Genomic DNA, 21362 nt, shown 5'->3' with positions numbered 1-21362 from the left:
GCACGGCTGCCATCACCAATATCTTCTTTGCGTTTGGTCAATGCGGACACTCCTCTTCCAAGTCATCTTCAGGCTGCAACCGCATTTTTGGCGCTTGGCAGACGCGAAGAGGATTAGGAAATGGGTGGTTTCATTTGTCGGCTCCGCACCATCCGGACGCTCGTTTGGTATCTGCAGATCGCCTCGGTTGCCGTCGCCTGCGCCTGCGGCGTAGCAAGTGCAAGCGAAACCGCCTCCCCTTCGCTCGCGCCGATGCTCCGCCGAGTCGTTCCGACTGTGGTCAGTATTGCCGTTCGGGGAAGAGTGGAAGACGACGAGTCCCTGATCCTGACGCCGGGCAGGCACGCGCAAGCCTCGCCTTCCGACTTGATTCCATCCCAGGTTTCGGTGACGGCTGGAACTGGCGTGATTACGGATGCGCAGAATGGGTACATCCTTACGAACAACCATGTGATCGAAGGCGCGACGAGCATCAAAGTCACGATTGCCGACGGTGCGACATACAATGCCGAGGTTGTCGGGAGCGATCCCCAGACAGATCTCGCGGTCATCAGGATCGAAGCCACCGGATTGAACGAGGCGCAGTTGGGGCAGTCTGGTTCGCTCCAGGTCGGCGACTACGTGGTTGCCATTGGCACTCCCTTTGGGCTTGGCAAGTCCGTTACGTTCGGCATTGTAAGCGCCCTTGGCAGGACTGGCTTCGGACTCGATTCCGAAGAGGGATACATTCAGACAGACGCTTCAATAAATCCGGGCAATTCCGGCGGTGCGCTCGTTGATCTCGACGGTAAAGTCGTCGGCATCAACACCGCGATCCTGGGACCGTCCGGGGCCAACATAGGAATCGGCTTTGCCGTCCCGATCGACACGGCAAAGGCCATCATGCGGCAACTCATCGAGAAGGGCAGGATTGAGCGCGGTCTGCTTGGCGTCCAGGTTCAGGATAATAGTGCGGATTTCGGCCGCGCCCTCGGGGTCGAAATTGCGACAGGGGCGCTCGTAAGCGATGTTGTGGCGGGCGCAGGAGGTTCGAAGGCCGGAGTGATGGTTGGGGACGTCATCGCTGCCGTGAACGGCACGCCCGTAGCGACCGCTGGCCAGTTACGAGCGCGGATCACCGCCCTAGCGCCGGACACGACCGTGAGACTGACCGTGATGCGCCCCGAGGGGAAAGTCGAAATCAACGCGACGCTTAGTGCGAGCCTACCCGAAGCCCAGGCTGAAAATCCTGAGTTCGTAGATGGCGAAGGGTTGCTGGCGCTGGTGACGCTCCAGACGCTTGACAGCGCTTCCGCTGCCTTTGGCAAGGTGCAAGGCGGCGTTGTGATGGCGATCTCCGACAGCAGCGCCGCTGCCGTGGCCGGCCTTCGGCCCGGCGACGTCATAACCAGTGTCAACAGAACGAAAACAACGACGCCTCAAATGGTGGTAGAGCTTACAAAGGCAGTGAAGGATCTCCTCCTGCTCGGCATTTTCCGTGATGGCCATATGAGTTTCCTGGTCATCAAACGATAGAAAGATCAACACGGCTGCAGCGGCTGCAAGCGCCCCCAGGGCGCATCGGCATTCGGGATGTTTACGTGAGCTGATACCACCGAATACTCGCTCTTTGATCCACGGCAATGTCGTTTGTTCGGTTCAGCGATAACATCCTTCCAGTTGCTGGGCCTGAGCAAGGCAAATCGCCAAGGCCCAGTCTCCGACAATGCAAGAGAGGAGAAAAACTATGGACAAAATACGAATTCGCTCGAAGGACTGGATCCTGGTGTGCGATGGATCTAAGGCACTATTTCTGCGCAACGATGGCGACGCGCAGTACCTAAATCTCGTCGAAGTCCGCACTTTGATCAATGAGGGTGTCCCGACGCATGAGCTCGGCGCCGATCGTCCAGGAAAAGTTCACGCATCCGCGGACGGCGTGCGAAGCGCAGTTGAAGCCCCTGATCTGCACGAGCGGCAGGAGGAGGAGTTCCTAGCCAATGCGGCGGGGGAGACCGAAGCAGACATCAGGCGAGGTGCGACGCAACGCCTGCTTTTGATCGCTCCTCCACGCGCGCTCGGTTTTCTACGCCAGCATCTTGGAACCGCGACCCAAGCCGCTCTGGTTGCAGAAATCGCGAAGGACTATACGAAGATGCCCGTCCGCGAGATCGAAGCGCGACTTCAGGAGGAGGTTCGCTGAAAATTCGCTGACAACTGTCTGAGCGATTGTCGCGCCGACAAAAATTCCGCGTGAGATCGGCAATCGCTTTGGAGGCGTCAATTATGCGGCTATCCAAATGCGCCAAAGGGCGGCTTTGGCCCGGCTCGCAAATGGCAGGCGACCGGTATTGCGAGGCATGCACCAAATCTCGCAACGTCCGTCGGTCGTTTGGACTTAACGACCTCAATCGAGAAGCTGGCGCAGCCGGATGGCCAGGTCCTGAGCTCTGTATGGTTTCTTCAACCAACTCGCGGAAGGCAATGAACGATTGGCAATGCTCGGCTCAGCATAGCCCGAAGTGAAAAGCACTTTAATGTCGGGCTTAAGCAAGACAGCCTGCCTTGCCAGTTCGTCGCCTGTCATGCCTCCCGGCATGACAATATCTGTAAAGAGAAGATCGATCGTGTGATCCTCGGATAGAAGCTTCAGCGCATCTGCGGCCGAAGCCGCCTCCAGCACAGAGTAGCCGCCCGTTAGCAACCTCGAGACGACAACACGTCTGACGCGCTCGTCGTCTTCGACAACCAGGATCTTCTCGGAACCTCCCGGCGCTTCCTCAGTGCTGGCCGCATTATTAGACTTGGCAGTGACTGCAGCCGCAGCGGCAGGCAGAAAGATGCGTACCGTCGTTCCCCGATCGAGTTCGCTGTAGAGCTGAATGTGCCCGCCGAGTTGCTTGACGAAGCCATAGACCATGCTGAGCCCAAGTCCGGTTCCCGCACCGACACCCTTGGTGGTGAAGAAAGGTTCGAAGGCGCGGGTCTTCACGTCTTCAGACATCCCGCTTCCGCTGTCAGTTACGGAGATCAAGACGTAATCGCCGGGCCTCAATTGGGGGTACATCCGGGCATAGTCGAGATCCAGTCTTGCTCGTGAAATCTCGAGCGTCAGGCTGCCGCCATTCGGCATGGCATCGCGCGCGTTCAGCGCAAGATTGAGCAAGGCGTTCTGGAGCTGGGAGCCATCGACGAGCGCGATGTGATCGCTGCCTTTGATGCTGGTGCGAAGTTCAATTGCCTCACCGAGTGTTCGTCGCAAGAGCTCGGAAAAGCTCGATACCAGCGAGCCGATGTCGACGCTCTTGGGATTGAGGGGCTGACGCCTTCCAAATGCAAGAAGCTGCCCGGTCAGCTTCGCGCCATCGTCGGCGGCCTCCTGGGCCTCACGTACCAGTTCGCGTTGCTTTTCGTCGGTTAGGCAGGCGTCGAGCATTTCAAGATTTCCACTAATCACGGTCAGCAAGTTGTTGAAGTCGTGAGCGAGCCCGCCGGTCAACTGTCCGACAGCCTCCATCTTCTGAGCTTGACGAAGCTCCTCTTCGATCCGATGCCTGCTGGTCAGGTCACGGATGAAACCGGTGAAGATGCGAGTGTCATTCGAGATCGCCTCTCCAACGGAGAGCTCCATCGGGAAGACCGACCCATCCTTCTTGCGGCCCTTCACCACGCGGCCAAGACCGATGATCCGGGCCTTGCCCGTCCGCAGGTAGTCGGCAATGTATCGGTCGTGTTCCTCCCGATAAGGCGACGGCATGAGCATGCGAACGTTTCGGCCGATCACCTCGCGCGACGAGTAGCCGAACAGCTTTTCGGCAGCGGCGCTGAAGGAGGTTATGGAGCCGGTGTCGTTGATCACCACCATGGAATCCGGAACGGTTGCGAGAATCGAGCTCAGGTGCGCCTCGCGGTCTGCAAGATCTTCCTGTACCTTCCTGGCTTCTGAGACATCGATATTGGTCTGTATGACGACGGGCGTCGGCGAAGCCGCGTCGAAGACGACCCAGCGCGCAGAAACCGTCATCGGATGTCCATCCTTATGGCGATGAACTATATCACCATCCCAAGTGAGGCCGGCGTAAACGTCCTTCCTGATGTCGTCGATCGCCCTGGGAAACTTGGTGGCAAGCAGCTTGTGGACTACTTGCCCCACGGCTTCCTCCCGCGTCCAACCGTAGAGCCGCTCGCAACCCGATGTCCAATGGCTGATGACACCGTCGACGCCGTGGATGATCACGTTCGTGTCGTCGAAGACGCGGGCGATGATATCAAGATCCCGCCCCTTGGACGTCGAAACCGCGGCATCGTTTGCCATCGTCGCCTTCCCGCTTAGTGATGGTGTCGCATCGGCGTTTTGTCGAAGCGGAAGTCTTCGTCTACGTCAGCTTGGCTCTCCCCGGCCCTATGCACAAGAGCAGACTTGTTGCGCACGACGATCCCATATCGGCCACTTACCGATATGACGCCCATGCCGACCAGTTTGGTGATGGTGCGCGAGACGGTTTCGATGGTCAGTCCAACGTAGTCCGCGATATCGAGCCGGGTCATCGGCAGGCAGATGGCGGCCGGATCGGCGACTTGCGACGCGCTTTTCTCCAATCGGTTCAGAAGAAAGCTGCACAACCGTTCTTCGGCGCTCTTGCAGGAAAGTAGCACCATCTGGTCCTGCGCCGCCGCTACTTCGTCGCGAAGCTGCGACAGAAGTACGGGACGCAGGTGAGGCTGCGCCCGTAGCTGTTGTTCGAAGGATGCTTTCGTCCGCCGCTGAAAGGAAACGTCATCGATCGCCTCGGCGCTGTAGAGATATCGGTTCTTGAACGACACGCCGACGATATCGCCTTTGGCGAGAAATCCGGTGATCACTCGACGGCCGTCATGCAGGAGTCGGCAGATGCGCAGGTTGCCCTCCAGGACCGCGAAGACATGATCGGCGCGATCTCCTTCGAAGAACACGACCTGGCCCGCCGCTGCACGTTCGACCGGAGCTCGGTTGAAAAGCACGCCAAGGCCCATCGGCTCCTGTGAGACCGATATTTGCTCATGCAACTGCCTGACATTGAGATTGTTCGCCAACATGATCCTTCCTCCAATCATGCGGCATTCATTTGACGACCAGGATGTTACACCCTGATGTTTCTTTTGTGCCAATTGGTGGAAGTTTGTGACAGTCTGTTGCAGCCAATTTCTCGACGCAATGATAAAGCGGGAGTCTTGTTCCTCTTCGACAAACGATCAACGGCCCACGCGACGCGGTTCCTTGAATATGCCGCTAGTCCACTTGCATGGCGATCCGACCCGAGACGTCGTTCAGATAGATGCCGTAAAAGAGGTGCGAAGAAGCGGTCGCGAGCGGCACATCGACCGGCTTCAACGATCCGACCTCCCACCAGTCGAAGTGCTTTGCAAGCAATGACCACGCGTGGAGCCGCTCCTCGTGCCAGGCATCGGTGTCCGTGAGTTCCTGGAAACGCCCGTTCAGTACCACGCTCTTCCAGCTACCCTTGCTGGGCGATTCCTCGACCTGAAGACATACCTTCGGGTTCTGCCGCATCCACTCGATTTTTCGTCCCGGCATGGAGAAGCTGTAGGCGACCCTGGCCTGGAAGGCGAAATACAACGGCACGACATAAGGCTGCCCGTCATTGCAGCAGGCCAGGTGGCCGTAGTGACTGCCTTCCAGCATTGCGAGGCATTCCGCGTGGCTCATGTTCCTGAGCACCATTGTCATGGCTTTCACTCCCGATTGTCAAAGATGGTCCCGAACAGACCGCTGCAGGTCGAAACCCCGTTGACCTACGTCACCGCTTGCGCGGTAAAGGAGCACACTGAACATAGTGGCAATCATTATCGCTATTAGGAATAGCAACAATGCGTGGTCGAGCACGAACCAGCGCAGCCATCTGTAGCAATCTTGAGCATGCATTCGTCGATCTCCCAGGATATCCTTGCAAGGCTGCAGCCGCAGTTTGCTTCTGTGGGCCGCGGAACCCGGTCAACCACGTATCGACAGGTTATTGACCACACTGACGACACCGGGAATCGACCACGCTGCTCGTTCCGCCGCGATGCGTTCGCGCCATCCGGTGACGCCGCCCTTAAGAGTCACATTGCCGCCAGCGACATCCACCTGAATATGGGCAGCCTCGACGTCGGCGTTGCGTTTCAACGCGCCTTCGATCCGGTTCTTAACATCCGGAACCGACGCTGCCGGCTTGATCGACAATACGTTGGTGACGCCCACCACGCCCCCGAGCTTCATGACTGCCTTTTCGGCCGCCACGCGCTGGAAGTGCCACGGCACTTCTCCAGACAGCGTCACCCAACCCTTCTGGACTTTGACATCGATCGCGCCATTTGGCAAAAGCGTGTCCCATTCGATGATATCGAGCGCCCGCGCGGCAATTTCATCGTCAGCGTGCTTCTTCCTCTCCGCGAAGCGGACTTCGAGGTTCTCTGCCAGCGCGCGTGCTCCCTTGACCCGCTTGACTGCGAGCTCGGCGGCAATCTTTTCAGCGTAGCTGCCGACATGGCCCGTCAAGGTGACAACGCCGTTTTCAACCGCTACGCCGATGTTGGCGGCATCCACGCTCGGTTCAAAGCCGAGTTCGTCGATGATATTCTGACGTAGTGCGAGATCATTCATGACATTCCTCCACTGAACAAAGGGTTCTCGAGACCTCATCGAGATGATCCGCCATTTTGCCGACCTGACATTGCGCTTGATCAAACCAGGCGAAAAATATCCCAACCCATCGACGCTGACGAATGCTCGCCAGTTTGAGCCAGATCAAAGCCTACACGCTTATTCGCCTCTACGATCCAGCCCCGTCGAACATGGAAGGAGGCTTTCCCATGACAGACATTTCGTTGCGACAGAATGTACTGGATGAGCTGGAATTCGAACCGAGCATCGACGCCGCCCACATCGGCGTTACGGCCGCGCGTGGCGTGATCACGCTGACTGGTCACGTCGCGACCTACGCAGAGAAAGACGCGGCCGAGCGTGCTGCTCGGCGTGTCAAGGGCGTTCATGCCATCGCCCAGGAGATCGAAGTGCGCCCGTACGGCACACACATCACCGCGGACGACGAGATCGCAACGCGCGCGCTCAGCACGCTCGCTTGGCGTACGACCGTTCCGAGGGACGCCGTGAAGGTCAAAGTGCAGAATGGCTGGGTCACGCTGGAAGGCAATGTGGAATGGCAATACCAAAAGAACGCGGCGGCTAGCGCCATCCGCGATTTGGCCGGTGTCGTCGGCATTTCCAATGTGATTGCGGTGACGCCACGGCCAACTTCCAGCGACGTCAAGCGGCGGATCGAAGACGCGTTCAAGCGGGACGCCGAACTGGAGGCTCAGTCCATCAGCGTCAACGTGATGGACGGCAAGGTGACGCTCGATGGAACGGTGAAGCGGTGGTCCGAGCGACAAGCCGCAGAACATGCCGCTTGGTCGGCCGCCGGTGTCACGGCCGTCGAGGATCACCTTCGGATCGGCTGATTGAAGGTGAGCGAAGGCTTCGCGGGCGAATAACGGATTACTGCGTGACCCTGCGGCCCTCCTTTCTGACGCCGAAGGGCGAGCTCTTTTGAGTTCGTCCTTTTTTTCTTTCCCCTCCTTCGTATCCGCCCATCAAGAATTACTGGCCGCGCCGAACCCGAAAATGTTTTGCCGTTCTTGACGCGCATCAAAGCGGCCGGGTCGAAGATGTAGTTTGATGGCGAGGCTCAACGTCGAGAGCAAGCAACTTTGATGGGATCCGGAGTTCCGGAACCTGCTCGGCAAACAGGAGATGACCATGCCTGATACAGTCCCCGTAAAGACAGAACAGAAGACGATGCCGGCCGCCGGCAGCATCTGGTCGCCGTTCGAAACCTTGCGCACCGAAATTGACCGCCTGTTCGAGGATTTCGGACCGTCGTCGTTCCGGCCTCTCGCGCGGCCGTTTTTTGCGCGTACTGCGGCATCTTCCAATGGATGGATCATGTCGCCTGCCGTCGACGTCGTTGAAAAAGACGATGCTTTCGAAGTGACGGCCGAAGTGCCCGGTTTGGACGAAAAGAACCTGGAGGTCAAACTTGCGGACGGTGTTTTGACCATCCGCGGCGAGAAGAGCGAAGAAAAGGAAGACAAGCAAAAGGCGTATCATGTTTCGGAACGTCACTACGGCTCGTTTCAGCGCTCCTTCCGGCTTCCCGACGGGGTCGAGGTTGACAAAGTCAGCGCGGCTTTCTCGAAGGGCGTTCTCAAAGTGACGCTTCCCAAGAGCCTCACTGCGAAACAGAACGATCGCAAGATCGAGATCAAGGCCGGCTGATCTCGCACAGGTGGGTGCGCCATCATGGGCGGCGTAGTCGTCGTCTTCGCCGCCCTGTCCGCGTTTGCGGGACCCGGCACCGGGAGAGCTTAGGAGAAGGACGATGGTCGTCCAGATGTCGCGCACTGCAGAAGCGTTGCTCTCAGGAGCGGGTGCTGCGGGACAGAGTGGACAGTAGGAGGTAGGAAAATGGGATTGAAAGTTCTCGCAAAGGCCGAATGGGCGACTTACTTCTCGCATCTCCACGAAGCCGTGCAAAGCAAGGAGATCAAAATCGAAGTCGTGGGTGCGACGGTTGGCGATCAGATCCTTGTAAGATCCGCCCCTCTGCTGGGGGCGACCTACGAACCCAAGGAGGACATGCTAGAGCTTTCGGTCAAGGGCATCACGCATGTGGTTGAAAGGCCGCAGAAAATCACGGTTCAGGATGAGGAAGGAGAGGTCGTCGCGATCGAAGTGATCGATTTCGCCGACCGGCACCAGATCTTGACGTTCGCCTAGCGCAGATGGGGGCTCGGCGAGATGATGAACGTCAACGCACGCGGGCCGAACCTTATCCGGCATGCCACCAAGGACCCGAGCGAAGCTGTCGACGATCTCACAGAGGTCAGCCTGTGTTCGCACAACGAAGCCTGCGAGGCGCTCGCCTCCAGCCCGTCAGGGATTGCCGCCGACGAAGCACGACTGCGGCGCGAACGGTATGGCCCGAATGTCATCAGCCGCGAGCAACGTGCCCCGCTGCTCCAAGAAATCTGGATTCGCGCCAAAAGCCCACTGAACGCCCTCCTGCTTATGCTTGCCATCATTTCGTACGCGCTCGGCGATCTGCGGGCCGCCGTCGTCATATCGGCCATTGTCATCCTCTCGGTGGGGATGGCCTTCGTTCAGGAGCATCGTTCCAGCCAGGCCGCCGCCAAACTTCGCGCGATGGTAAGGACGACTGTCAGCGTCCTTCGTCCGGGCACCAGCCAGCCCGAGGTAACAGAAGAACCCGTCGAAGAACTCGTGCCTGGGGACGTCGTGCGGTTATCTGCAGGCGATCTCATTCCCGCTGATTTGCGCCTCATCGACGCCACTGACCTTTATGTGAACCAGTCGACCCTGACTGGGGAGGCAATGCCCGTCGAGAAGGAGTCAGTTCCTGCCTCGGATCCCGTCGACTCGGCATTCGATCGTCCAAACCTCTGCTTCATGGGATCGAACGTCGTCAGTGGGTACGGAAGCGGTCTGGTGGTCAGGACTGGTCCGCAAACCTTCTTCGGCGCGCTGGCCGAGGAGGTGGTGGCCCGGCAGGAGGAGACGGCCTTCGATCTCGGCGTCAAGCGCTTCACCTGGCTGATGATCGGTGTGACCGTTGTTCTCGGCCCCCTTGTCTTTGTCATCAACGGAATCACAAAGGGAGATTGGCTTCAGGCCTTGTTGTTTGCCGTGGCGGTAGCAGTCGGGCTGACTCCCGAAATGCTTCCGATGGCGGTAACCGTCAACCTTGCGAAGGGCGCGCTCGAAATGGCCCGGTCGAAGGTGATCGTGAAGCGCCTGAACGCGATCCAGAACCTCGGCGCGATGGACATCCTGTGTACTGACAAGACCGGCACGCTGACGCAGGACAGGATCATTCTCAAGCAGCATGTTGATATCCATGGCGGCGACTCGCCGCGAGTGCTGCACTACGCCTATCTCAACAGCTACTTCCAGTCGGGACTGAAGAACCTACTCGACGTCGCGGTCCTCCAGCACGGGGACGTCCATGAAGATTTAGGGATCGACCAGCGCTTTCGAAAGATAGGGGAAATACCCTTCGACTTTGCCCGCCGGCGGTTGTCCGTCGTCGTTTCTGACGATCAGGGCAAGCACATTCTTGTCTGCAAGGGCGCGGTCGAGGAGATATTCGCGGTATCCACCCGCTACGAGGATGGCGGGGGGTCCGGAACGTTGGATGCGAGCCATCTGGCAACGGCCAAGGAAGAGACCGTCGCACTCAACGATAGCGGCTTCCGCGTCGTCGCGGTTGCGTACAAGGAGATCGCCGAAACGAAGTCGAGCTACAGCGTGGAAGACGAAAGCGGTCTCACTCTGCTCGGCTACATCTCGTTTCTGGATCCTCCCAAGGAGAGTGCCGCCAACGCCATCGCCGCGCTGGAGGCGAAAGGGGTGCGCGTGAAGATACTCACCGGAGACAACGAAGTGATCACGCGCAAGATCTGCGGTGATGTCAGGATACCGGCTGGCGACATTCTCCTTGGGTCGCAGCTCGAGGGAATGACGGATATCGAGCTCGCAGAAAAAGCTTTGGCTGCAACCGTGCTTGCGAAACTGACGCCAATGCAAAAAGAGCGCGTCGTCCGGATCCTTCGCTCGAGCGGCCATGTGGTCGGTTTTCTCGGCGACGGAATCAATGACAGCCCGGCGCTCAAGGCCGCCGACGTCGGCGTATCAGTCGACAGCGCCGTCGATATCGCGAAGGAAAGCGCAGACATCATCCTGCTGGAAAAGAACCTCCTCGTCCTGCGCGACGGCGTCGTCGAAGGGCGTAAGGTGTTTGCGAACATCACGAAATACATAAGGATGGGCGCGAGTTCGAGCTTCGGCAACATGTTCAGTGTCATCGGGGCCAGTCTGTTCCTGCCGTTCCTGCCGATGACGGCGATACAGGTTCTGACCAACAACCTGCTCTACGACGTCTCGCAGATAGCCATCCCGTCCGACACTGTCGACGAGGAATTTATCGCCACGCCGCGCCGATGGGATATTGCTGGCATCTTCAGATTCATGCTGCTTTTGGGGCCGGTTAGTTCGATCTTCGACTATGCGACGTTCGCCATGATGCTATTCGTTTTCAAAGCATGGAGCGATCCGGCACTGTTTCAGACGGGATGGTTTGTGGAATCATTGCTCACCCAGACCTTGATCATCCACATCATACGCACCGCTCGCGTTCCCTTCATTGAAAGCAACGCCAGTGCGGCACTCGTCGCCACGAGCATCGTTATCGGGATCATTGGCATCCTTCTGCCCTCCACCGAACTCGGAACCGCCCTGGGATTTGTCGCCCTGCCCTGGCCATACTGGCCGCTCTTGGCGACAATCCTGTTGTCGTACGCAACCATGACGCACCTTGTGAAACGCTGGTTTGTGCGTCGATGGGGAATGTAAGAAGCGGCAGCAAAATGCTGTAAGGACGTCAGGTCATCTCAACTGCATCTCAAGCATGGCCTGTGTGCAGACTTTGAGCGCAACATCGAGCCTTGCTGGCAGTTTGTCGCCCAACCGATTTTCAAGCAGCTTCAGAATCTTGACCAATACTTGCTCATCCGCAGAGACGGTCGACGGCATCAAGCCGAGCAGGCGGGTTGAAAGCGCTCCGGGCTCGAGTTGCGTTGCCATCTTCATCGGGTTCCAGCCCTCATAGTAGATCCCACGAACGATGACGGGGAGAGAGTTGCCGATCTTCGCGTTGTCGTCGACCGAGAGACTGTCGCGGACGGCATGCAACGTGGCGCGCAACACGTCGTAGGCGGCACGTTGCTCGCATCCAAGGAGATCTGCAAGTTCGCGCACCCAGACGCCCGCCTCCTGGGCGGCTTCCGGAAAGGTTCGAAACGGGCTGTAAGCCATGATGACCTCCTGGGTCGAGCATCTTCCCGGATAACGGTGGGGGTGGGAAGGCCCTTGATCTGTCGAGATTTTGCGGCCGACCGAAGCCGCTGTCATTGACGCGGGTCAAATCTCTAGCAAGCCGCTTATAATTGCGATGGGTCAATGAAACGCCCCCGCAGATCTGCTCGGATGTCCTGCCCCCCTGGAGGATGTCAGGATGAGAGTCGAAAAGACACTTGAGGACGCTCCTTTGATCGAAGGGCGGGAAGCCCGTCCCAGATCCCGGAAGGAAAGCGCAATGCCGCGCAAGCTAGCCGGCTTCATCCTTGCAATGGGGCGGAGCCATCAGGCTGCTTTGGTCCTGCTTTCGGTCATGCTATTCGTTGTCGGCATCGTGCCGCTGGAGATCCAGCGAAGGATCATCAACGGCGCGACACAGGGCGCGAGCTTCAACGCCATCCTCATGCTTGTTTTCGCCTACTTCGCACTTGCCCTGACCGAGGGGAGTATCAAGCTCGCCTTGAACATCTACCGCGGTTGGATCGGCGAAGTCGCTATCCGATGGCTCCGCATGGCGGTTCTCGACGCGAGGGAACGCCACCTAGAGGAACTAACGACGTTGGCCGAGGGCGTCGAAATGTCGATCGTGCTCGCCGAGGCCGAACCTGTTGGCGGCTTCGTCGGCACGAGCATTTCGGAGCCAATCCTCCAGGTAGGTGTTCTGATCGCCGTCGGCGGCTACATGATCTATCTGCAGCCGCTGCTGGCGCTGGCAGTCGCGGTGGTGTTCATACCCCAGGCCGTCCTGGTTCCCATTCTGCAGGGTCTTATCAATCAGCGCGTGAAGACCAAGATCACGGTCATGCGACACCTCAGCGAACAGATGGTCGATCACGACGCATCGCCCAAGGCTTCGCAACATCAGGCGGCCCGTGTCCAGAGGCTGTTTGCGACGAACGTCAGCATCTACAGGCTGAAATACTCGCTGAACTTCCTGATGAATCTTATGATTCAGCTTGGCTATGTGGGGATATTCGCACTTGGCGGCTACTACGTGGTGACGGGCAAGACGGAGATCGGAACCGTCGTGGCGTTCGTTGCAGGCCTCAACAAGGTCTCCGATCCGTGGGGTGCATTGGTGGACTGGTATCGCGACCTCAAGGTTACCCAGGTCAAGTACGAACTCATCCGCGACGCCAGCACGATCAGCCCCTCCGAACGACAAGATCTCGGTAGAAGAGGCGAAGCGCCAATGACAATATGAGGTGGCTGCGTGCGACAGACGGGCCACCTCATGCGCGCGGATTATTCGGTAACGGTCAGTCTTGCCTCCATTCCTGCCTCGAAGTGCCCCTTGATGTTGCAAAGGAGGAGATAGGAGCCAGGTGCCAGCTTTGCTTTCAACTCGCCGTCGGCGCCGGGTTTCAGATCGGATACCTCGCCGATGCTCTTCAACTGCTTTTCATCGACGCGGTGTTTGGACTTGATCACGGGGATCTTCTGATCGGGAGACTTGAGCTTGACCAGCACCATCTCGTGCTCTTCGGTCATGGCGTCGTTGTGCACAGCAAAAATGGTCTCGCCGGCTTTGACCGTGGTCTGGTCGAGCGTCAGCGTCATCGGGCCTCCGCCCTCGCCGCCCGCAACGACTTTGACTGTCGTCGCTGCCCACGACGTTCCAGCCATCGACACGGCAGCAAACGCAGCGAGAGCATAACGAGTGAATGTCTTCATTGGATCAGCCTTTCCTCTACAGCCCGCGGTTCGTTTAGGGATCGTTTCTGACAGCCGCCTGAACTTTTGCCGATCTCGCCGCAACTCTGATTTTTCGAGCTTGCTCGTTCTGCTTACCGATGCTTCCTGCGCTCTGGATGAACTGCCCACCGGGAAAACCGATCCGAAAGTTGAAACTTTGACCTCTGTCAATGCACTCAAACCTCGGAGGCCACATGATCAATGCCATGGATGCGCGGCATTAGCACTCGCCTGATCGCCACATCGCAATGCTCCTCCAGGAGATGACATATGCTTGTCCGAGCCATCATGACGCCCTCGCCGGTTACCATCGGCGCATCCTCCTCTATCCTGGACGCCGCGAAGCTTATGCTCGACAACCGGGTGAGCGGTCTTCCTGTCGTCGATGCCAACGGCGTTCTGGTTGGCATGATCACCGAGGGTGATTTCCTGAGACGTCACGAACTCGGAACTGACCGCAAGCGCTCCTGGTTGCGCGAATGGCTGACGAGCCCCGGCAAGATCGCCGACGAATATGTTCGCGCGCATGGCCGTCGTGTCGAGGAGCTAATGACACCGCAGGTCACGGTCATTTCTCCGAAAGATTCGATCTCCGATGCAGTGCGGCTGATGGAGCGAAACGATATCAAGCGGCTCCCGGTCGTGTCCGATGGCAGACTTGTGGGCATCATTTCGCGGTCAGATCTGCTGCGCGCTGTTTCACAGCTACAGCAGCCCACTGCCCCCTCTGTCGAGGATGCGGCGATCCAAGCAGCGATCGAGGCCGAGCTGACCAAGCAGGTTTGGAGCCGCAACGGCTTCATCCGCTGCCACGTCGCAAACGGTGTCGCCGAATTGGATGGCACAATCTTTGACGAGCGGGAGCGCCGCGCCGCGAAGGTGGCTGCGGAGAATGTTCCCGGCGTGAGATCGATCACGGATCACCTCACATGGATCGACCCCTACTAGGTGTCGCGCTTCCACCACCGATTGCCGAAGGCGACCGCGCCTGAGACGGCTTCCGTTCAACTGTCCATTGTTGGCCGATGTAGCCCATGCAGCGCATCCCTTGCGGTAGAGGATGATTGCCGGCGCATCGCGTGTCGACCGGTAACATTAGGGGCAAAGCTGCAATGCGTGAGCTGTCGCTATCGGAAATTGCAGTTCAATCAGGAAAGAATGAGCATCAACTTAACTTGCGCTGCGTCGATGAGATCGCGCACCGAACCGGGAGCAAAACGGCCGGTTCAGGACTGCGGCATTCACCATCCGCACTTTGACCTCGGTCAAAAAACCGATTGCGCCGTGAGCGGACGCGCTCAGGCGAGCGATCTCGCCGCCATATCCTCGAACGTCGTTTTGGCTTCCTCGCTCACGCGCTTGGCTGCTTGAGAAGCCAACCGCGAGCCGATCATGGCCATTCTGGCTGCTTCATTTGCGTATTCGGCGCTGGCGTTCTGGACGAAGTTGCTGACAACGTCGAACGCGTCTTTGTATTCCAGGCTTTTGGTAAGATCATCCATCAGCTTCATATCCTGTTCGCAACGGTGCGTCAGGAACTCCAAACTCTCGATCTGATAGCGCATGACAGCCCTGAAAGCCTGAGTCTGAAAACGAACTCCTGCGCCAAAAACCTGCTCGGCGCTCGCAACCGCCGGCAGATGAAACAGCCCGAAAGGCGTGTATTCGGTCCATGTTGTCATCATTCAATCTCCACTTCTTTCCATGGTCGTGCTGATAGGAAGGATCGCGTCCAGGCATTCATCGAGACGCGAGTATTTCGCACACCGAGCCGGGCAGCCCTGCTGAGGCTAGCGATAGACGAGAACCGGGATCCGCGAATGGCTCAGCACCTTGGCCGTGACGCTGCCTATCAGTAAGCTCGCGACGCTCCCACGGCCGTGCGATCCCATTGCGATCAGGTCGCATCCATTCTCTATAGCAGCGTCAACTATCGCGGTGTGTACCTGATCGCTCCGAACTTTCACGGTGCGGCTGACGACACCTTGAAGACGCGCTCGCGCTTCAACGTCACTCAGGAACTTTGCGGCCTGTGCGTTTGCGAACCGATCATAATCATCCTTGGCAATCGTGAGCTTTTCACTATCCGTCGTAAAAATATGGAACGGTTCGATTACGTAGACGAACACGACCGACGCTTTGGCGTCTCGAGCGAAGGCGACAGCGTTCTCGGCGGCTGCTTCGGCAAGCTTCGACCCATCTGTTGGAATGAGAATGTTTGTAAACATTGGAAACCTCCCAGATCGGTGACCAGCTTACAAAGTCCCCGAGCAGCGGTCTTTGATTCTCATCAAATCTTTGTCGGATTCGGTTGTGGTGAAATGCAAAGGTCGAACTGCGCCTGTCTGTGGCGGCACATGGTAGAAGCCGGATCGACTGGCTAGCCGTCCCCAATGCCCAGTGGCGCAGCAGCCTTGTTGATCTCCAGTACATTGAGAAGCTGATCCACAAGTCTGTCCGTGGATAGAGCCGCGTCGAGCTTCAGCCATCCGGTCTCAGCCGTTTCTCTCGCCAGCTGATCGGCGAGAACGTCCAGCGTGGCGTCGGAGGGACCACCGCTGCGCGTTGCCACACGCTGCCAAAGCACAACCGGCTCTGCCTGCAGCCAAAATCCTGAAAATTGGTGCCCGCCCTCTCGGCCCGCAGCTTCCATCATCCGGCGGTTGGCGGCATTGTCGAAGACAGCATCGGTCACCGCCGTTCCCCCCTCGCCTAGAATGATGCGGGCCCGGAACGTCATTTCGCGATAAACCTTGGCCGAAATGTCCTCCTTATAAGCTGCTGGAGGAAGCCGCGTCTCGGCCGGCACCCCAAATAGTGCCTTGCGGATTCGATCGCTTTCGATGATGCGTGCACCCGCAGGCGCGCCCAAATGAGGTGCCAAAGCCTCCGCGAGCGTGGTCTTGCCAGAACCGCTGAGCCCTCCAATGGCGACGAGTTCGGCTGGAGGTTGCTTCAGAAGCGAGCAGGCCAGGTTGAAATAGGACCTTGCTTCATTGGCCAAAGCGGAAGTACCGCTTTCTGCACCCTCCGCCTGTAATGCGACGACGTGAGCTCGCACGGCAGCCCGAACTGCGAGGAAAAATGGGAGAGCACCAAAGCCGTCGTCTTCGTTGGTATCGTCGAGATAGCGGTTCATAATCAAATTGGCGAATTGAAAGTAACCTCGGTGCCAAAGGTCCATTAGCAAGAACGCCAGATCATAAAGGACATCGCTCGTCGCGATACTTTCATTGAATTCGATGCAGTCGAATATGCAGGGCAGGCCCGCATTGAGAAAAATGTTTCGAAGATGAAGGTCTCCATGGCATCTGCGGACCTTCCCCGCCTCCTGGCGCTTGTCTAGCACGCCCGAAAGCGCTGAGAGTCGGGACTCAAAGCCTTGCACCAGTTTGGCGACGTCGTGCCTTGAGAACACACTGCTCATCGCAAACCCGGCCTCGTTGATCCGCAGAACCGCTTCCATGTTCGAAGTTCCGCTTTCGTCGCGGACGATTGGCGCGGAACGATGAAATCGAGCGATTTCTCTGGCAAGCGCCGTCATCATCGGAGCGGTTAGTCGCCGTTCCGTGGCCAGTCGATCGAGCAGCGACGCCTGATCAAAGCGACGCATTTCGACAAGCGCGTCAACGAGTTCCCCCTGCCCGTCGAGGGTTAGCTGACCATCGGCGTGCCGGTTTATGGTCCGCACGCCCAGATAGAGATCTGGAGCCGTCGCTCTGTTCAATTCGACCTCCTTGCGGCACGTTGCGAGCCGCACAGCAGGGGTCGAGAAATTCGCATAGGGTAGTTCGACCGCCCTTTTCATCTTGTAAGCGCGATCACCGGCGAGAAAGATGCGCGATATGTGGGTTTCCACCGTTTCGACCTTTCCAGTCCCCGACGACAGGGCTTTCATAAGAAAGGAAACGGTGGAGGACTGGTCCTCAGTGATCATCAGTTGATCCTCCCGCAAATGAAGCCAGACGATCATTTTTAGTGCCGCACTGCATTGACACGGATCAATGTCGGTGATGGGCAGCAAAGCCTGATGAGACGTTTTAGATTGGAGTTGGCGGATAATCTGTTGTGGCAGAAAAATCGCTTCGAGAGATTGATCCAATGCATCTTCAGGCTCGGCAGTGCGATCCGGCTCCAGCAGCGGCTCCCCCGTGCCTCAAACGAGAGATCTTCGCACAGGCCGGTCGATCGCCCGACTACGTTCGACCCGAGTCCAATTCTTCCGCGGCCTCGAACATCATCTCGTGCATCGTTCTGGCGAGATCATCCTTTGATATCTTGATTCCGGCTAGGTCGAAGTCACGAAGTAGCTTTGCGACAAGGTCGTCGTCGGTTGGCGTGCCTATCGCGATATCGTTCAACTCCTGAAGATATGCCCGAGAGTCGTTTCGTCGTAGCAGGTTGGTCGCCCAACCCGCGAGGAGACAATCTCGTCGCGCCCTGGTCGCCAAGAGTCGTTCGAAATCCAGAATATATCTCGATTCGAGCTCAAGCTTTCTTTCCTCAGTGAAGGCCATTTTGCGCCTCTCTGCAAATCCGTCGTGACCTGACACTACCATCGCCGTGACTGCGTCTGTTTGATCACGATCAAACTCCGCACATGTGGCGGAAGGCGTTTCACTCGCATTGGGCCGCGCAATCCAGTTCGGATGAAACCGCCGAAATACCGACGAAGGGCTATAGTGAGGGCTGGCAACGGAGCACTCGGAAACAGGGAGATTGATGCAGATCAAGGCGGACCTCGGCTTTTCGGATTCAAGTTGAATGAACCCCGATGGAGGGTATTGCAATGCTTGCGAAAGACATCATGGCCAGTCCGGTCATCACGATCGGAGAAGATCAAAACGTTCGGCGCGCAATAGAGATCATCAACGCGACCAAATTCGGCGCGGTTCCGGTCGTTGATGCAGAAGGCGTGCTGACCGGCATCGTTACCGAGGGTGACTTGCTCCGGCGCATCTCCTCTTCAAACGGCAGACGTCCCGTGCCCCACACCCGCGACCGGAAGGAGGCACTAGCGGATTACATCAAGGCTCGAAGCTGGCGGATCAAGGACGTTATGACCACTCCCGTAATCAGCGCCGTTCCGACCGCGACTATTACTCAGCTCGCCGACCTTCTTCTTGCACACCCGATAAAGCATATTCCCGTTGTCGCCGAAGGACGATTGGTCGGCATGGTAAGCCGACGCGACCTCATGCGGGCGATAATCGACACCCCATCGGAGTCCACGGCGTCTGGCGACCAGGCCCTGCATGCAGCGGTGTGCAGCCGGTTGGAGTCGGAGCTCGGAATCCCCCCCAAGGATGTTGAAACCTCTGTCAGCAACGGCCTCGTCGTTCTCCGTGGGGAGGTTGAGAGTTCGATTGAGCGAGAGGCTGCCCGCGTGGCTGCCGAAAGCGTTCCCGGCGTTCAGGGCGTGTCCAACAATATCCAGGTCGCCTACCGGATGCTCAGCCGGCTGAAGCCACCGGCCGAATAACCTGCGATGTCCGGACGATATTTTATCGGCGCTCGACTGGAGGTCGTAGGTCAAGAGGCGCGATATCATTGCCATCGGAGCCTGCGCGGGGGTGCAGGCATCAGACGCCACCTTGGTAAGATCGACCTGTTGGGTCAATCGACGCGCTCGCGGACTTCATCTGCCATCAAATGGGATATCTGCGCCCGGCCACAGGCAAATTTCGGTCCCTTGCGACGATAGAGCATCCTCACTTTGATCTTGGTCAAGGACGCCGGCCTCCAAACCCTTAGGCTCTGCCAAAAGCTGACAGGTGGAACATGGCAGATCTCAAAATATCCTTTCATGGTGCTGCGGGTTCGGTCACCGGCTCCTGTTTTCTGCTGGAGACCGGGTCGTCGCGGATATTGATCGACTGCGGCATGTTCCAGGGTTCGAAAACCGAGAAGGAGCTCAACTACCGGCCATTTCCGTTCGACCCTACGCAGATCGACGCTGTCCTTCTCACCCACGCCCACATCGATCACTCCGGCCTTCTGCCCAAACTTGCGAAGGCGGGTTACAGCGGTCCGATCTACGCGACCACTCCGACGATGGAACTCTGCGGTATCATGCTTCAGGACTCCGGCCACATACAGGAATCGGAGGTCAAACAGTTCAACCGTCGCGGTCGAAGACGGGCACGTGAGCCTGTCGAGCCCATCTACACCGCCGAGGACGCGCGTAGCGTAATGCCACAGTTCGTCTGCCTGCCGTATAAGCAGTGGCAGGAGACCGTGGGCGGTATCCGGTTCCGGTTCTGGGATGCGGGACATCTCCTCGGATCGGCCTCGATCGAAGTCGAAGCAGCGCTTGCCGGCGATCCGCAGCGCCTTCTTTTTTCGGGTGACGTCGGGTCTCGATACAAACTGCTGGAAGGTGATCCGCAGGGCCCGACTGGCGTGGACTACGTGATCTGCGAAAGCACCTATGGCGACCGGGAGCGCGACGACTACACGCAGGAAGCTCGGCGTGGTCGTCTGCAGCGGGTCGTTGCCAAGGCCAACAATGGCAACGGCGTTCTCCTGATCCCCTCTTTCGCGGTCGAGCGCACGCAGGAGGTTCTGACAGATCTGATCGCACTGATGGATGCCGGAAGTCTTCCCCGAACGCCCATCATGATCGATTCGCCTCTCGCGTCTCGAGCGACAGAGGTGTTCAAAGCGCAGTCTCGCGAACTCGAAAATAGAAGTGCCTTCCTCCGGGCGTTGAACGCCCCGAACGTGAGGTTCACGGAAACTGCGGAGCAATCCAAGGCGCTCGATCTCGTGCGCGGCTTTCATATCATTATCGCGGCAAGCGGAATGTGCGAGGCCGGTCGGATTCGACACCGTTTACGCAATTGGCTTTGGCGATCCGAGTGCACCGTGCTGTTTGTCGGGTTCCAGGCGACCGGGACGTTGGGACGAATTCTCCAAGACGGCGCGCGTGTCGTGCGCATCCAAGGCGACGAGATCGAGGTTCGCGCCAACATTGCGACGCTCGACGCCTATAGCGGTCATGCGGATGCCAGCGAACTGGACGAATGGGTCACCGCACGCACCCCTATCCGAAAAGGACTGTTTCTTGTGCACGGCGAGGCTACCGCGCGAAGCGTATTGTCAGACCGCCTCTCCAAGACTGTGAGCGCACCGATCCTGTTGCCAGGCCTCGACGAAAGTTATCTCCTGAGCAAGGACGGCGCGCATCTGGCAACACCTTCAAAGCCCCGCCGGCTGGAACCCGAACAACTCGGTCATGCTGACTGGCATAACGACTATCAAAGCTTCGTCCTCGACCTATCTGATCGGTTGGACAAGGCGGCGGATCGCAAAGGCCGTGCCGTCATTCTTCGCAGGCTTAGGCGTGCGCTCGATCCGGAAGATGTCATCGCGAAGGAAAAGGAGAATGAAAATGCTCTCGACTGACCGGGACTGCAAACGCGGTGGTGAACACTTGGCAATCCCTACACAAGGCGAAATCGAAGGCAAGCTGCTCGTATTTGAAGTCGTCGCAGTCGCTTGCCTGCAGGAACTCCTGAAGCACGAGCACGCGCCCGTCGTTTCCAAGGTCCGACAAAATATCCTGCACACTCTCAAAGAAAGATGCAGCTCACTGAAGCTGTGTTCGGACGACGAGAAGGCGACTGCAGACTACGCGTTGGGCGTGCTGGATGCTGCTGTCGCACAGGTGAGATCCAAGTAGGCAGTGCTGCCCAGACGCAAGCGAGGCCAA

At 58.1% G+C, this 21362-nt stretch carries 20 protein-coding genes and 1 pseudogene; 11 read left to right on the top strand and 10 right to left on the bottom strand.

The genetic code is table 11. The features are described from left to right. The first annotated feature begins 120 nt into the window (after positions 1-120). The gene (locus K9B32_RS13310) at positions 121-1515 is read left to right on the top strand and encodes a trypsin-like peptidase domain-containing protein (RefSeq protein WP_224562758.1); all 1395 of its coding nucleotides are present in this window, start codon (positions 121-123) and stop codon (positions 1513-1515) included. A 211-nt stretch (positions 1516-1726) separates the two neighbouring features. After that, a complete protein-coding gene (locus tag K9B32_RS13305; protein ID WP_224562755.1) occupies positions 1727-2182 on the top strand; it encodes a host attachment protein in 456 nt (151 codons plus the stop codon). Between the two features lie 204 nt (positions 2183-2386). On the opposite strand, the gene K9B32_RS13300 is transcribed toward K9B32_RS13305, so the two are convergent. The 4 genes from K9B32_RS13300 to K9B32_RS13285 all read right to left on the bottom strand — a co-directional run bounded on the left by K9B32_RS13300 (position 2387) and on the right by K9B32_RS13285 (position 6622). Beyond that, on the bottom strand, positions 2387-4294 hold the full coding sequence (locus K9B32_RS13300; RefSeq protein ID WP_224562753.1) for a PAS domain-containing sensor histidine kinase: 1908 nt from the start codon (positions 4292-4294) through the stop codon (positions 2387-2389). Positions 4295-4308: 14 nt separating this feature from the next. Further along, positions 4309-5055 (bottom strand): Crp/Fnr family transcriptional regulator, encoded by a 747-nt coding sequence (locus tag K9B32_RS13295; RefSeq protein ID WP_224562751.1) that lies wholly within the window; start codon positions 5053-5055, stop codon positions 4309-4311. Between the two features lie 193 nt (positions 5056-5248). Beyond that, the gene (locus tag K9B32_RS13290; RefSeq protein WP_224562749.1) at positions 5249-5707 is read right to left on the bottom strand and encodes a pyridoxamine 5'-phosphate oxidase family protein; all 459 of its coding nucleotides are present in this window, start codon (positions 5705-5707) and stop codon (positions 5249-5251) included. 264 nt (positions 5708-5971) lie between these two features. Beyond that, entirely contained in the window at positions 5972-6622 is a 651-nt protein-coding gene (locus K9B32_RS13285) for a BON domain-containing protein (RefSeq protein ID WP_224562747.1), read from the bottom strand. A 209-nt stretch (positions 6623-6831) separates the two neighbouring features. Between K9B32_RS13285 and K9B32_RS13280 the strand changes: the two genes are divergently transcribed. The 4 genes from K9B32_RS13280 to mgtA all read left to right on the top strand — a co-directional run bounded on the left by K9B32_RS13280 (position 6832) and on the right by mgtA (position 11449). Continuing rightward, on the top strand, positions 6832-7479 hold the full coding sequence (locus tag K9B32_RS13280; RefSeq protein ID WP_224562745.1) for a BON domain-containing protein: 648 nt from the start codon (positions 6832-6834) through the stop codon (positions 7477-7479). Positions 7480-7777: 298 nt separating this feature from the next. Next, on the top strand, positions 7778-8296 hold the full coding sequence (locus K9B32_RS13275; protein ID WP_224562744.1) for an Hsp20/alpha crystallin family protein: 519 nt from the start codon (positions 7778-7780) through the stop codon (positions 8294-8296). A gap of 189 nt (positions 8297-8485) precedes the next feature. Next, the gene (locus K9B32_RS13270; RefSeq protein ID WP_224562742.1) at positions 8486-8797 is read left to right on the top strand and encodes a DUF5335 family protein; all 312 of its coding nucleotides are present in this window, start codon (positions 8486-8488) and stop codon (positions 8795-8797) included. A gap of 21 nt (positions 8798-8818) precedes the next feature. Beyond that, positions 8819-11449, top strand: coding sequence for a magnesium-translocating P-type ATPase (mgtA, locus tag K9B32_RS13265; RefSeq protein WP_224562740.1), 2631 nt, complete (start codon positions 8819-8821; stop codon positions 11447-11449). Between the two features lie 33 nt (positions 11450-11482). Here mgtA and K9B32_RS13260 read toward each other — a convergent pair whose 3' ends face one another. Next, positions 11483-11911, bottom strand: a complete 429-nt coding sequence (locus K9B32_RS13260; RefSeq protein WP_224562737.1) for a DUF2267 domain-containing protein — start codon at positions 11909-11911, stop codon at positions 11483-11485. 280 nt (positions 11912-12191) lie between these two features. On the opposite strand from K9B32_RS13260, the gene K9B32_RS13255 reads away from it, so the two are divergent. After that, entirely contained in the window at positions 12192-13157 is a 966-nt protein-coding gene (locus K9B32_RS13255; protein ID WP_224562735.1) for an ABC transporter ATP-binding protein, read from the top strand. A gap of 41 nt (positions 13158-13198) precedes the next feature. On the opposite strand, the gene K9B32_RS13250 is transcribed toward K9B32_RS13255, so the two are convergent. After that, entirely contained in the window at positions 13199-13627 is a 429-nt protein-coding gene (locus tag K9B32_RS13250) for a plastocyanin/azurin family copper-binding protein (protein ID WP_224562733.1), read from the bottom strand. 291 nt (positions 13628-13918) lie between these two features. Between K9B32_RS13250 and K9B32_RS13245 the strand changes: the two are divergent. Continuing rightward, a pseudogene (locus tag K9B32_RS13245) lies at positions 13919-14640 on the top strand (CBS domain-containing protein). 306 nt (positions 14641-14946) lie between these two features. Here K9B32_RS13245 and K9B32_RS13240 read toward each other — a convergent pair. The 4 genes from K9B32_RS13240 to K9B32_RS13225 all read right to left on the bottom strand — a co-directional run bounded on the left by K9B32_RS13240 (position 14947) and on the right by K9B32_RS13225 (position 18165). Next, positions 14947-15213 (bottom strand): phasin family protein, encoded by a 267-nt coding sequence (locus tag K9B32_RS13240; protein WP_224562731.1) that lies wholly within the window; start codon positions 15211-15213, stop codon positions 14947-14949. Between the two features lie 225 nt (positions 15214-15438). After that, on the bottom strand, positions 15439-15876 hold the full coding sequence (locus K9B32_RS13235; RefSeq protein WP_224562729.1) for a universal stress protein: 438 nt from the start codon (positions 15874-15876) through the stop codon (positions 15439-15441). 152 nt (positions 15877-16028) lie between these two features. Then, positions 16029-17585 (bottom strand): AAA family ATPase, encoded by a 1557-nt coding sequence (locus K9B32_RS13230; RefSeq protein ID WP_224562851.1) that lies wholly within the window; start codon positions 17583-17585, stop codon positions 16029-16031. A gap of 259 nt (positions 17586-17844) precedes the next feature. Next, the gene (locus tag K9B32_RS13225) at positions 17845-18165 is read right to left on the bottom strand and encodes an ATPase inhibitor subunit zeta (protein ID WP_224562726.1); all 321 of its coding nucleotides are present in this window, start codon (positions 18163-18165) and stop codon (positions 17845-17847) included. Between the two features lie 272 nt (positions 18166-18437). Between K9B32_RS13225 and K9B32_RS13220 the strand changes: the two genes are divergently transcribed. The 3 genes from K9B32_RS13220 (at position 18438) to K9B32_RS13210 (ending at position 21332) form a co-directional block, all read left to right on the top strand. Continuing rightward, positions 18438-19130: a CBS domain-containing protein gene (locus K9B32_RS13220; RefSeq protein ID WP_224562723.1), complete on the top strand. Its 693-nt coding sequence runs from the start codon at positions 18438-18440 to the stop codon at positions 19128-19130. 299 nt (positions 19131-19429) lie between these two features. Continuing rightward, the gene (locus tag K9B32_RS13215; RefSeq protein WP_224562721.1) at positions 19430-21055 is read left to right on the top strand and encodes an MBL fold metallo-hydrolase; all 1626 of its coding nucleotides are present in this window, start codon (positions 19430-19432) and stop codon (positions 21053-21055) included. Then, complete coding sequence (locus tag K9B32_RS13210; protein ID WP_224562719.1) at positions 21042-21332, top strand: hypothetical protein; 291 nt, start codon at positions 21042-21044, stop codon at positions 21330-21332. Before K9B32_RS13215 ends, K9B32_RS13210 begins: the two co-directional genes overlap by 14 nt. Positions 21333-21362: the final 30 nt, after the last annotated feature.

Source organism: Rhizobium sp. 3T7 (assembly GCF_020166565.1).
Lineage (GTDB): Bacteria > Pseudomonadota > Alphaproteobacteria > Rhizobiales > Rhizobiaceae > Rhizobium.
Note: the sequence above shows the minus strand (reverse complement) of the source record. Positions and strands in the feature narration are given on the sequence as shown.